Below are 13,563 nucleotides of genomic sequence, written 5' to 3'. Positions count from 1 at the left end.
TTGAAATCGTTATTATTGATAGTTTAAATAGTCATCATACGGTAAACGCAACTGGGACAGGTTGTGCCTGTCCCAGTCGTTTGTTTTGCCAAATCTGGCGTTATTCTGTTTTCGGCACTCAGCCGTTATTCAGGGCCTCACTGTCTTTTTCTTTGACCCGAAAGCGCAGGAGATGCGTGCGCTCGATGAGTATATAAAGAATGACGCCGGTCGCCAGACCCCAGCTGGCACCATACACAGCAAGTACGACACCCATGGTTCCTGCGATGCCGCGTTCGGTGTTGTTGTTCAGCTGTTCCAATCCTACCATCAGGCAGATATAGCCCGTCAACAGCAGTGTCAGAGACAGGGCTATCGGCAGTACCGGCTGGAAGAAGCTGACCAGCGGCAGCGCGAACAGGGCAATAAAACCGGTGATCCAGAAAGTACCTGAGCCACTGTAAATGGAGTCCATTGCTTCGCGTCCATGCTTGTAGCGCTCGGCCATTGTTGCCGCAACGGCGGTCCAGAGTGGCCCGGCCAAACCCGGGTAAGGTGCGAAAAAGGCGTGTAGGGCATTACGAATCGCTGTGACCAGGTGTACCCGATCGATATTGTTTTCAATCACTTCGTCGGTACGTAGCTCATCGGCACGTTGCATCAGTGATTGGCCCACAATGATGTCACCAAACGCAATGATGTAAGCAATCACTGCGGTTGGAACGGCCATCAGGAAGACATCCAGCCCCGGGAATCCGACACTGAACGGCAGATACTGCCACATGCCGGCAAAATCTGGCTGAGTAATGCCCCAGCGGATATCGGGCATTGGGTATTCGCCCACCGCGATGCCCACCAGAATCGCGATAATCATGCCCGGTACCATGCCGTAATTCACAATTTTCTTCGCCATCGGAACCCGTTCCAGCAGCCCTTTGAACGAGACTGAGAACATCAGGTAAAGACAGATCAGGCTGCCGATAACCAGTGAGATAGGCGTGGCGGCCAGGCGGCCTCCGCTGGAAATCTCTCCCATCAGAGCTGCGATACCCGCGCCGATGATGATCCCACCCTTGAGTGAATTCGGTACCAGTTTGACCATGACGGAGCCTAAACGGGTCAGGCCAAGCACTAGGAAAATGATAAACACCAACAGTTGCAGGGCAAACAGGGCCTGTATGGCTTCCGGCCCTGGCTTAAAGTCACCCAGGAACAACAGAACGACCGGAATGCCGGGAGTGATCCAGCCCGGAACAAACGGAACGCCAAGCAGTGCCGGTAGCATGAAGCCGATGCCACAGACCACAACGTAGGCCAGTGCGATGTCATAGGGCAGACCGAGGTATTTCTCTAAAAGGGGGATCATCGCCAGACTGACCACAAACATGATCAGCGCCTGAAGCATTTCCGCAAACTCCCAGCGGTAATGGATGAAAGGCAGGCGAACCTTAAAAGGACCCAGTAGCCAGAACGGCTGCTCGGACCCCTGCTGTCGTTTATAAACTTGCATGGTGTCTTCCTTGTTCACGTGTTGGATTATGATTGTTATGCGTTGCGTTTGCCCGCAAAGAGCGGGGAGCGGGTGCTCCCCGTTTTGCGTTGTGGTTCAGAGCTTTTTCGCCCAGTCGCGCAGGACGTACTTCTGCACTTTTCCGGTAGAGGTTTTTGGTAGGTTGGTGAAAATAATGGTCTTCGGAATCTTAAAGCCAGCCAGATGTTCGCGGCAGTACTCGACAATTTCCTGCTCGGTGGCATATTCGCTTTGCTTGAGCGTGATGAAGGCACAAGGTGATTCGCCCCAGCGCTCATCCGGTTTGGCAACGACGGACACTTCCAGAATGGCCGGGTGTTTGTAGAGCACGTCTTCCAGTTCGATGGTAGAAATGTTCTCGCCGCCGGAAATGATAATGTCCTTCAGGCGATCCTTGATCTCGATATAGCCGTTCGGGTGGCACACGCCCAGGTCACCGGTATGGAACCAGCCGCTTTCAAAGGCTTCTGCGGTGGCTTCCGGATTTTTCAGGTAGCCTTTCATCACAGTGTTACCGCGCATGAAAATCTCACCGATGGTTTTGCCGTCTTTGGCTACCGGCTTGAGGGTCTGAATATCGGCCACCATTACGCCTTCAAGGGTCGGGTAACGAACCCCCTGACGGGACTTCAGGGTGGCTCGTTCTTCCAGGGTAAGCGCATCCCACTCTTCATGCCATGCACAGACGGTGACAGGCCCGTAGACTTCGGTTAAGCCATAAACGTGTGTAACCTTGATGCCCATTTTTTCCACATCGCCGATGACTTTGGCGGGTGGTGCCGCCCCGGCGACCATAGCGTTGACCGGGTGATCAATTGCTGCTTTGGCTTCATCGGGCATATTGATCAGAGCGTTCAGGACAATCGGTGCGCCACACAGGTGGCTGACCTGATGTTCACGGATCAAGGTCAGGATTTTTTGCGGGTCAACCCGACGCAGGAACACGTGGACGCCAGCCAGAGCAGTTACGGTCCATGGGTAGCACCAGCCGTTACAGTGGAACATTGGCAGGGTCCAGAGATAGACCGGGTGCTGGCCCATTGACCAGGTCATCTGGTTACCCAGCGAGTTCAGGTAAGCTCCGCGGTGGTGGTAGACCACGCCTTTCGGATTGCCGGTGGTACCAGAGGTATAGTTGAGAGAAATGGCCTGCCATTCGTCTTCCGGCCACAGCCACTCAAAGTTCGGATTGCCTTCAGCCAGAAAAGCTTCATAGTCCAGTTCGCTGGTTGCTTCACCTTCACCATATTCCGGATCGTCTACGTCAATAACCAGAGGCGGATTGTCCAGCAGAGCCAGCGCGTCGCGGATTACTTCATGGAATTCGCGGTCACAGATCAGTACCTTGGCTTCGCCGTGGCTCAGCATAAACGCGATGGCTTCCGCGTCCAGGCGCACATTCAGCGTGTTCAGAACCGCCCCGATCATCGGCACGCCGAAATGGGCTTCCAACATAGCCGGAATGTTCGGCAGCATGACTGCGACGGTATCCCCTTTGCCAATGCCACGGCCGGAAAGAGCCGAGGCGAGTTGACGGCAGCGTTGATAGGTTTCTGACCAGTTGCGGCGAATGGAACCGTGAATGACGGCTGGGTACTCAGGGTAGACGGCAGCGGTGCGCTCCAGAAAACTCAACGGGGTGAGTGCGATGTGGTTAACTGCGCAAGGTGTCAGACCCATATCATACATTGACATGTAATATCCCTCTTACTTACTGGTTATTCCGTTATCAGATAAAGTTTGTTATCAAACTGGCTTCGTAAATTTAATGTTTTTTTAACATGTGATAATTTATAGCAAGTCTGTAAGGATTATGGAAATAGCCTATAGTCTTATAGTGTTTTTACTATATCTCGACTCCGAATACAGAAATCCTCGGAAGTTTCAGGAAGAATATTATTGATAACAGCGGCTTAGGAAGGTGGCATGGAAAGCGAGCAGGCACGGCTTTATCTCGATTTATGGTTGCGTTTATTGCAGCAAGGGTCGGCAGCGGAACAGGCGGCAGCCTTGTGTCGCTATACCTCTTACTGGCCCGGTGTACAACAGGCATACTGGTTAAGCTGGCAGCCGAATGAGCAGATCTATGCCCATGATGGTGGCGGTCCAGCCTTACCTCCGGGACAGGGCGATCCGCTTCAAGCCAGCGACGCGACTCTGCATGAGCAACTACTGAGACAGGTTTGTGTGCCACTGTCTGATATCCGTCAGGGCGAGACCTGGCTGGCGGGGCGTTTGCGTCGTGCCGGAATAACCCAAGGGGGAGCGATTGCCCTGATGCCGGGCGGACAAACGGCAGATGGGCATGGTGTACTGGTTATCGCTACTGAACAGTCTTGCCATGCCGAGCCGCTGGGCGCGATGGGAACCATGCTCAAAGCGTTATTGGCCAATCGCCCGGAGCAACCACCTGCAGTGATGCTGCTGCAAAGTGATCCGTTGCCCGGTGTGCGTTTTGACCGGCAAGCCACTCCGAAAGCCATGAATGCCGCCATGCAGAATCTGCTGGCCCACCGGCCAGAATCGTCGCTGCAGAGCCTCTTACCGGTTAATTACGTACAGCTGATCACGTCTTGTCTCCACCAGAAGAGGGCGATAGGGGAAGTGGAATCGGAATGGGAAGGTAAGTACTTACTCTGGCAGTTTCTTCCCGAACCGTCGCTGGCATCGGTACTGGTGCGTTGTCGCGATGCGACCGAGGAAATTCGCAGTAAACGCGAAGCCGCTGTTGCCTCGCGGCTCTATCGTCTGATCACCGAAAATACCACCGATCTGATCTCTCGCCATACTCCCGATGGCCGTTTTCTGGATGCCTCGCCGGCATCGTGGACATTGCTGGGCTACTGGCCAGAAGCATTACGTGGATTATCGGTCAGAAAATTATTGCACCCGCGTGATAGGGGGCACTCACTTTCGCTGGCTGCCGACGCACTGGAACGCGACGGCTATTTGACCCTGACTTACCGAATTCGCCATCACGATGGGCACTACCTGTGGTTTGAAACCGCATGTCGCGGCATTCGGGAAACTTACACCGGTGACGTGGTGGAAATCGTCTGCATTTCAAGGGATATCACGGCCAGAGTGCGGGCCGAAGAGAAAAACCGACGGCTGGCGGAAGTCGTCAGGGCCAATACGGATTTGGTGTTGTTTACTGATTCACAGTGGCAGCTGACCATGGTGAATCCTTCTGCTCGTCATGCGCTGGGTATTTGCGAGCAGAGCCCTCTGCCTAATCTCGCGCAATTACTGACCCCACAGGATTTTGCAAGGCTGCGTCAGGAAGGTTGGCCGGGGGCTATCCGGCTGGGGGCGTGGACTTCCGAAGTGAAACTGCTACCGCTCAACCAGCAAACCGGTTTTGTGGCCTCACTGGTGTTACTGGCTCACAAAGGTGCCGGGGGGCAATATTACTTTTCGCTGGTGGCACGGGACATGACAGAGCGGGAATTACGCGAGGCTGAGCAACGACGCCATCAGGACGAACTGGCACACACGGCACGACTGGTGACGATGGGGGAACTGGCATCTGGGATTGCCCATGAGTTAAACCAGCCACTGGCCGCAGTAATGAATTATGCCAGTGCCAGTCAGCGATACTTGAAAACCCTCCCGCAGACTCCCGACAATACCGTGCGAGTGGCTGAGGGGCTTCGGTTAATCAGTGATCAGGCCAGCCACGCGGCGGCAGTCATTAGTCGACTGCGGAGTTTTTTGCGCAAAGGGTCTCGCAATATTCAATTGCTGGATATCGATACGGTTATCCGGGAAGCCATAGATCTCTGTGCCTGGGAGGCCAGTCGGCACAAAGTGACTATTCAGTATCGTGCCATCGATAGTGAAAAGAGTGAAGACGGTGACATGCCCCAAAAGACCTTGAACGCCAAGACCATTTTGAGTGCCATGAAAACTGGAGAGGGGGAAACGCTGCCACCAGTTTATGGTGATGCTGTTTTGCTGGAGCAAGTACTGATTAACCTGCTGCGCAACGCCATTGAAGCTAATTGGGAGCATCGCCCGCAGCAGGAATCGCAGGTTGATATTACAGTCAGTACCTGTGCCGACTGGTTGTATATTCGGGTTTCCGATCAAGGCCCCGGACTCCGGTCGGATCAACATGACCTGTTGTTTACCCCGTTTTATACCAGTAAGCCGGATGGATTGGGGCTGGGGCTGTCAATGAGCCGCACCATTATGGAAGGTTTTGGCGGTGGTCTCGATGTTGAATCCTCAAATGGGGTAGGATTAACGTTTTGTTGCTGGTTGCCGCTGCGCAGCAACACAGAGAAGTGATGCCAGAAAATGGAAGTCGCTGGCTTTGCATAAAAAGCCGGTGTCAGGATGAAGAGGCCAGACAAGGATAAGCCGCGGGGTATCAGGAACCCCTCGCCTTTGATGTTAGGAGCATGACATGCCGAGTGAGCAGATTGTATATGTGGTTGATGATGATCAGGGAATGCGTGATTCAACCCTTTGGTTGTTTGAGTCGGTGGGGCTAAAAGCCGTGCCGTTTGCCAGCGGTCAGGATTTTCTGACGGCGTGTGATCCCAAGGCTAATGCCTGCGTATTGCTGGATATTCGCATGCCGGGCATGGGGGGGCTGCATGTGCAGGAAGAGATGCATCGTAGGGGTATCCACCTGCCGGTTATTTTCGTTAGTGGCCATGCTGATGTACCCATTGTGGTGCGGGCGTTTAAAGCCGGCGCGGTCGATTTCATTGAAAAACCCTACAATGAGCAACTGCTGCTCGACAGTGTTCAGCAGGCACTCAATCATAAACCCACCATTACAGGTAACGGTACTCAGCAGGCGATACAGGAAAAGTTGTCTGCCCTCACACCTCGCGAGCAAGATATTTTTCTGCCGCTGGTCAAAGGGTATACCAATAGAGAAATCGCCGAACAGCTGGGAATCAGTGTCAAAACCGTCGATTTATACCGCTCGCGAGTCATGAAACGTCTTGAAGCCGATCACCTGCCAGCTCTGGTCGGTATCGCTATTGCCGCCGGGATGGTTGATCCGCTCGACTTGCGGGCAAGTCAGTAAGCATCGCACGTTTAAGCATCGACGCATAAGCCATAAACATGTCGGCAGCAAACATGTAAGAAGAAAACATGAAGGCGATGAAGCAACCTGTTTAAAGTCTGCTCACTGAAGTTTCATTGCGTACGGTAATGAGGCATTATTCATTAAGAATCAAACACTCGATATAAATATGAAAGCCTGATTGAGTGAAATGCGTAGGCTATTGAAGAGCATGTTCATGTTAAGGATTGAATGGGGACTACATGACAGCACCCAATCAATCAGACTCACAGGTACGGGCCCGAATATATAGAGTGTTTTTCCCTTCCGAGGAAATATGAAATTTTACAGAGCGGACCAATATCAAGCCTCTTGTGAGGCGTTGTTTTTTCGATACAAGCGCGAAATACAACAGTTACTTCCTGATGCAATTATTGAGCATATAGGTGCATCTTCAATACCGAAAGCGGTGTCGAAAGGTGATCTGGATATTTTTGTCGGCGTAGAGGCCAACGAGTTAGAACTTGCCGTCCAAATACTTACGACTTTAGGGTTTCAAGAGAAAGTGGACACACTCAGAACTTCCGAACTTTGTATGTTGGAATCAATCGCAGATGAGGAGGTTGCATGTCAGGTTGTTTCCAATCGCTCTGCATTTGAATGTTTTTTGGTGTTTCGCGATACATTGCGTGCAAATTCTTCGTTAATTCAAGAGTACAATGAACTCAAAATGTCTTGTGAAGGTCGGCCTCAGGAAGAATATCGTCGAAAAAAATCGGCTTTTGTTAAGCAAGTTCTAGCTCAGATATAGCGGGATGTTCAGGATTTTATTACGAACTGCAGCATTATACATAACCTTGTATATTGCGTGGTCGTGTCAATGAATGTGTATATTCAAATTTAACGTCCACCTTGAAATATAAGAATGATAATGGAAACAAACAGACTTATTTTACGTCAGTGGAAGAGTGAAGACTATCAGCCTTATGCTGAATTATGTTCCGATCCTCATGTGATGAGATATTTCCTTACCACTCTTTCTCGTGAAGAAAGTGATGAGCAAGCCAATAAATTTCGGCGTCTCATTACAGAACGAGGATGGGGTTTTTGGGCCGTTGAATTGAAATCGACAGGACAATTTATCGGTTTTGTCGGGCTACATTACCAGGATGAGAACAGTGGATTTCCCAATGTCCCGTTTATTGAAATCGGCTGGCGGTTGTCATCGGCCTTTTGGGGACAAGGTTATGCGCCAGAAGCCGCGCAAAAAGCGTTAGAGTTTGCTTTCGAAGAGATAGCTGCACCAGCCGTTTATGCTTTTACCACGTTGCAAAATACACCTTCGCAACGAGTAATGCTGAAGTTGGGCATGGTTAATACACATCAAGATTTTAGTCATCCATTGGTGGCGAAAGGACACCATTTAGAGCGGCATTGCTTATATCAGATAACGAAAGAGCAGTGGCTGAAAAAATCGAAATAACAAACAGCCCTGCAAGGAATGCCACTGTGGGGTATATTCATGCCGCCGAGCCGAAGCGGCTACAGTTACACAATACTTACAACACTTATTTGCCCCTCAGTTTGTCAAAATCCTTTTGTCAATTTTATGCAAATAAAACGGTTTTGTGCTGTTGCATTTTATAAGATGCTGATTTTGATGATATAAATAACTTTATCCACAAAAACGGTGGGTAACTTTATGGTAAATTTCACACCGCGCTGTTTGTTTTGTGACCACTTTAGGGTGGTGGCGACTAAGTGCTTTTATTTGTGTCTATTTGTCTGTGGGATTTTCTTTCTCTTTTCATTTGCTTTTTAAGTGATGAAAGCTGTGTGCGAGAACCTGCACTCTGACGGCTTTGCCGGCGGGTGAGCATGATCATGAATTGATGAAATAGTGAGCGCAAAAAAGACCCTACCCGCGTCAGGTTTGCTACATTGGATGTGTCAATGGATTGCCTTTAATTAGAAGAGGTTACTTATGAATAACCTGCTCCGAAACCTGACGATTCAACGCACGTTGTTGATCGTCTTCCTGATCCCGACAGTGTTGTTATTGTCAGTAACGGGAATACATATCCGAACCTTGCTCAACGAGCTTGATGCATCTGAACGAGCCGAAGAAACGGTCCGGCTGTTTAACCTTTATGATGAGGTTGCCCACCAGTTTGCGGTGGAACGAGGGTTAACCGCCGGGGTCGTGGGTGCCAAAGGGCAGGGACCGCAGGTTGAACAACTGAAACAGCAACGGGTTAAAGCGGATCAAGCCTATCAAGCGCTGTTGGACTTCTCACCGGCGTACCTCGAACCGCAAATGACTCAAACCCTGCAGGCCGCGGTAAAGCAGGAGCTGGATCGCCGTCAGTCGATTCGGCGTCAGGTCGATAGCCTGCAATTGGTAGATTCCCCATTTGCATATTACTCCAATCTGAATCATCTGGTGCTGGATAATCTGTCAGTGATGTTATCGCTTGTTACGGATCCTGAGCTGAAACAGCAGATGCAGGGGCTGTTACAGTTGCTGGTGATTAAAGAGCAAGCCGGGATGGCACGAGGAGCGTTGAATGGTGCGTTTGCTGCCGGGCAAAGCTCGCTGGATCGCTATGCGCAAATCGCGGAATTTATTCAGGCTGAGCAGTATGCTTTGCGTCAGGCTAAGTTGCTGCTGACCGGTGAATGGCTGTCGCGCCTTGACAGTGCTGAGCGGCATTCAACCTGGCAACAGGTGGCGTCTATTCAGCAGTCTTTCCTGTCTCAGAAAGCTAATCTTAGCGAATTGAAAGGGCCGACGGCTCCGGACTGGTTCCGTCTGGCTACTGAACGTATCGGGTTGGTGAAAGCGATGCGTGATGAGTTGTCGGCCGAATTAATTCATCACGTTCAGGCTGATAAATCGCAAAATCAGTGGGCTTTGATGGGATACGGCGGGATGATCGCCTTGATCATTGTTCCGTTGATCTGCCTGACTATCATTGCGCTACGCGCTTTGAGTCGCCGAGTCGACAACTTTGTTGATAAGCTCTCTGAGATGGCCAAACACAAGGATCTGTCGCAACGTCTGGCCGAAGGCCGAAACGATGAATTTGAACGCATCGCCTGTCAGCTGGACCGCCTGTCCGGTAGCATGACCGACACCTTGCAGAAAGCGCATGATGTTGCCAGTCGAACCCGGGACGAAATGACTAAGATGGTCGCACTTATTGCGCAGGCGCGGGAGGACAGTGAGCTGACGCATACTCGCTGCGACAGTATCGCGACGGCGATGACGGAAATGGCCCAAACCAGTGAGCAGGTGGCGGAAATCACCAGTGAGGCGCAGCACAGTACCGATCAGGTGCGTAGCAGGGCTGAATCCTGTTATACCCACAGTGAGGAGTCGATGGAGTCTACTTCGCACCTGTTGGAAAACGTGAATAACACTTACACCTGCATTGAGGGGCTGGAGCAGCAAATGGGCAGCGTCTCGGCCATTCTGGATACCATCAATGCTATTTCTGAGCAGACCAACCTGCTGGCGTTGAATGCGGCGATTGAGGCTGCTCGCGCGGGTGAGCAGGGACGGGGCTTTGCTGTCGTGGCAGATGAAGTGCGGGTGCTGGCACAGCGCAGTAAGCAGTCCACGGAAGATATACGTCAGCTGCTGGAGGGGATCTCACAGAATGCCAAAATCTCGTATGACAACATGCAGCAGAGCCGGGAAGCCAGTTATCAGACGCAGGATGTCGTGTCAGAGACTAAAGGGCTGGTGGAAGGGCTGATTAGCCATGTCAATGAGATCGCGGAGTTCAATACCAGTATTGCTGCTGCCTCTGAGCAACAATCGCAAACCGCCCGCAGCGTGGACAGTGATGTAGACGGCCTGCTGGAACTGGCAGGTAATACGAAACAGGCCATTGCCGATATTCATGCCGAAATGTCGTTGATTGAACAGCGAATGGCAGAGCTGTCCGCGGAAGTGGATCAGTTCAAAATTGGCACGTACGGCAATATCCGAGACTGACAAGTTACACCCCAGAACTTAAAACCAAAAGCTCTGAACCACAAATGTGAAAAGGGGCGGCCTTGATTGGTCAGCCCCTTTTAATTTGTGTTGAATCGGTAGATTAAAGCTAAATCTAGCTACTAGTTGCGCGTAAGTATTGTTCCCCTGTTTTCTGGTTACTGGCACTGAACATTGTGATCGCTACATACGACCGCTAAACCTGATGACGCTGATGCCACCAAGTACTGGCTTGCTCAAGTGCACTGTCTTGATCCGGACATACACCCATCATTTTCAGAATAATCGCTGCGGTACTGATGACTGCGTGATCACCATAGTGATTGACAGCTTCGCCCTGCCACACTTGGTTGAGGTAGTCGCCACTGATCTCGCCATGTTTCCCCGATGCGCCTTCCAGATAGGTCGGCCATTCTTCCTGGTAGACCTCTCCGTTTCTTACCCCGGCCACTCGGCATGCCGTGCGTGGGCTGCGCTCGCTTTCCCCGCCTTCACCTTTGAATGCGACCATGTTCAAATCACCGACCAGCTGGGCGGCTTCAGCATGCAGTTGCTCATACCCCTGATGGAAAATGCCGTGAATCCCGAATTGGGCCGCGGTTGGATTGAGTGAGCGGGCAACCGTGTTGAGTGGGGTTCGCAGGCCCACCTGGTTACGCAGTGCCAGCAAATCAACCAGAGGCTCGCAGTAACTGGAAAGTGGGATATAGCAAATGTTGTCTGTCGCCAGCACTTGCCGCGCCTCATCCGGGGTACTGGCCTGACGGATACCCAATGACGGACATGCGCTTTCGACCTGATATTTGACAGCATCGACGGCTTTATGGCCGCTCAGCATGATGCGGATCCCATTCTGAGCCAGCAGTTTGGCAGCGAGCAGCAACCAAGGTGGTTGACGGCGCTTACCGGCAAAGCAGGGCCAGTCGACGTCAACATCCAAAGCCTGCCACGCAGGATCAATCCGGCTGCGCAGGGCCTGAATATATCCGGCGGCTTCTTCGCTGGTTTCGCAACGAACCCGTTGTAGCATTAACAGGGTGGCCAGTTGCAACAGCTCGGCTTTGCCGTCGAGATACAGCCTCAGGGCGTCACGGGCTTCGTCCTGGGTCAGTGGGCGGCGCCCTTTCTCACCCCGGCCAACGAGTTTGATGTAGTCTGAGAACGCAGTCATAGTAATTCCGTGTTATCGCTGGCATCAGGCCAGTCTGTGTGGAGTGTTGAGTTTCGAGACAGCTTGGTAAATGGCAACGTTATAAGTTTTAGCTGTCTTCGTCGCGACGCGATAGGACGGCTATGCTACCACCTCACAATTCAGCCACTTAATAAATAACCTTTATAGCTTATACCTTCACAGATGCCGTTTTTTTCTACACTTAATTGCAGTGACGACCACAGACAGGAGAGGCATCATGAAAAAAGCAACAGCGTGTTTAGTGGCAATATGCGGGTTGTATGCAGCCAGCGGATGGGCAGTTGAAGGCAAAGAAGTGGCCTATGAAGTCAACGGCCAGCCTTATCAGGGTTATTACATATCACCGGGAAAAGACGCGCCGTTGGTATTGCTGATGCATGACTGGGACGGACTGACTGATTACGAAGTGAAGCGGGCGCAGATGTTGGCCGACAAAGGATATGCGGTGTTTGCTGCAGACCTGTTTGGGGCCGGTGTGCGGCCGACCGAGGTCGAAGATCGTCGTCAACATACCGGTGAGTTGTATAAAGACCGTGAGAAAATGCGCGCCCTGATGCAAGGGGCATTGGCTGCTGCAAAAAATCTGGGCGGCAATACCAATGATGCCGTTGCAATGGGATATTGCTTTGGTGGTGCAGCGGTACTGGAACTGGCTCGCTCCGGCGCAGACATGAAAGGTTTTGTGACCTTCCACGGCGGTCTGGCAACCCCTGAAGGGCAGGATTACAGCCAGACCAAAGGGGATGTTTTGGTGTTCCACGGGGCGGCCGATACCGCCATTCCCATGACAGATCTGGTGGCGTTGTCGGAATCGCTCGAAAAAGCCGGGGTGGACAATGAACTGATCGTTTACAGCGGTGCGCCTCATGCATTCACAGTATTCGGGTCTGATCGCTATCGGGAAGAGGCTGACCGAAAGTCATGGGCGCGGTTTCTGACGTATCTGGCGGAAAAATAAAATAAGCCCGCGAAGCGATAGCCTGAACCTTAAGTGGCATCAATGGTCAAATTCCGCATCATAACAATTGATTAGCGAGGCTTCAGATATGTTGTATGTGACAACTCCGGATATTCCGGGGCGAGAAATTGCCGAAACTCTGGGTACGGTTACCGGTAATGTGGTGCAGTCGAAGCATGTCGGCCGCGACATTATGGCCGGCTTGAAGAACATCTTCGGTGGTGAAATCCGTGGCTATACGGAAATGCTGAATGAAGCCCGTGCAACCGCAACCCAGCGAGCCATTGATGAAGCCGTGGCTCTGGGGGCTGATGCTATCGTGAATGTCCGTTTCACGACCAGCGCTATCATGGAAGGCGCCTCTGAAATTATGGTGTATGGCACCGCTGTAAAACTGAAGTAATGAATGCTTTTGGTTTTGCACTTCTATCTGCCGTACAGGCAGTTACAGCGCAAAAGTGTACGAATCAAAGCCTCCGCTAATCGGGGGCTTTATTTTGAACATGTTCTGAGCTTAGCCAGGCATGGGGAAAGTAAAAATCTCACTTAATCAAAGACTAGTTATGAGGCGGTTTTAATAAACTTAATACAATTTATGAGTGACTGATCTAGGGAATGGCTAACTTGGATATGTACAGAAAGGTGTTATGATTGCTAGCCTTGACTTGCTATTCCCAAATACATACTCTACATCCAACATTTCTTTAGGAGATTACGCCAACATGAATAACTAAACCTGTCATCCATTTTTCATTTTATTTTTGGATTTACAGGGTTAGTAGGCGTAGCTCACTTTCCGATATTTCTGTGCAATCATATTTTTGGGTATTTGCATCGTTTGAATAAGCGCGTGTGTTTGCATAGAACTCATCTC

Annotated in this window: 10 protein-coding genes; 7 read left to right on the top strand and 3 right to left on the bottom strand. The window is 51.2% G+C overall.

Annotated elements, in window-relative coordinates; genetic code table 11:
• Window positions 1-118: 118 nt before the first annotated feature.
• Entirely contained in the window at window positions 119-1,489 is a 1,371-nt protein-coding gene (locus PGW97_RS24175) for a solute carrier family 23 protein (RefSeq protein WP_047885017.1), read from the bottom strand.
• 96 nt (window positions 1,490-1,585) lie between these two features.
• Window positions 1,586-3,205, bottom strand: a complete 1,620-nt coding sequence (locus tag PGW97_RS24170) for an acyl-CoA synthetase (protein WP_273860074.1) — start codon at window positions 3,203-3,205, stop codon at window positions 1,586-1,588.
• A gap of 231 nt (window positions 3,206-3,436) precedes the next feature.
• On the opposite strand from PGW97_RS24170, the gene PGW97_RS24165 reads away from it, so the two are divergent.
• The 5 genes from PGW97_RS24165 (at window position 3,437) to PGW97_RS24145 (ending at window position 10,539) form a co-directional block, all read left to right on the top strand.
• A complete protein-coding gene (locus tag PGW97_RS24165) occupies window positions 3,437-5,803 on the top strand; it encodes a PAS domain-containing sensor histidine kinase (protein WP_273860073.1) in 2,367 nt (788 codons plus the stop codon).
• 118 nt (window positions 5,804-5,921) lie between these two features.
• Window positions 5,922-6,557, top strand: a complete 636-nt coding sequence (locus tag PGW97_RS24160) for a response regulator transcription factor (RefSeq protein ID WP_273860072.1) — start codon at window positions 5,922-5,924, stop codon at window positions 6,555-6,557.
• 316 nt (window positions 6,558-6,873) lie between these two features.
• On the top strand, window positions 6,874-7,347 hold the full coding sequence (locus PGW97_RS24155) for a GrpB family protein (RefSeq protein WP_273860071.1): 474 nt from the start codon (window positions 6,874-6,876) through the stop codon (window positions 7,345-7,347).
• Window positions 7,348-7,461: 114 nt separating this feature from the next.
• A complete protein-coding gene (locus PGW97_RS24150; RefSeq protein WP_273860070.1) occupies window positions 7,462-8,019 on the top strand; it encodes a GNAT family N-acetyltransferase in 558 nt (185 codons plus the stop codon).
• Window positions 8,020-8,520: 501 nt separating this feature from the next.
• Window positions 8,521-10,539 (top strand): methyl-accepting chemotaxis protein, encoded by a 2,019-nt coding sequence (locus PGW97_RS24145; protein ID WP_273860069.1) that lies wholly within the window; start codon window positions 8,521-8,523, stop codon window positions 10,537-10,539.
• A 196-nt stretch (window positions 10,540-10,735) separates the two neighbouring features.
• On the opposite strand, the gene PGW97_RS24140 is transcribed toward PGW97_RS24145, so the two are convergent.
• The gene (locus PGW97_RS24140) at window positions 10,736-11,710 is read right to left on the bottom strand and encodes a glycosyl transferase family protein (RefSeq protein WP_273860068.1); all 975 of its coding nucleotides are present in this window, start codon (window positions 11,708-11,710) and stop codon (window positions 10,736-10,738) included.
• Window positions 11,711-11,948: 238 nt separating this feature from the next.
• Here PGW97_RS24140 and PGW97_RS24135 point away from each other — a divergent pair, with 238 nt between their 5' ends.
• Together PGW97_RS24135 and PGW97_RS24130 are read left to right on the top strand one after the other, a co-directional pair.
• The gene (locus PGW97_RS24135) at window positions 11,949-12,689 is read left to right on the top strand and encodes a dienelactone hydrolase family protein (protein WP_273860067.1); all 741 of its coding nucleotides are present in this window, start codon (window positions 11,949-11,951) and stop codon (window positions 12,687-12,689) included.
• Between the two features lie 88 nt (window positions 12,690-12,777).
• Entirely contained in the window at window positions 12,778-13,092 is a 315-nt protein-coding gene (locus PGW97_RS24130) for a YbjQ family protein (RefSeq protein ID WP_047885025.1), read from the top strand.
• Window positions 13,093-13,563 lie beyond the last annotated feature (471 nt).

Source organism: Photobacterium sp. GSS17, from assembly GCF_028621875.1.
GTDB classification, from domain to species: Bacteria; Pseudomonadota; Gammaproteobacteria; order Enterobacterales; family Vibrionaceae; genus Photobacterium; species Photobacterium ganghwense.
Note: the sequence above shows the minus strand (reverse complement) of the source record. Positions and strands in the feature narration are given on the sequence as shown.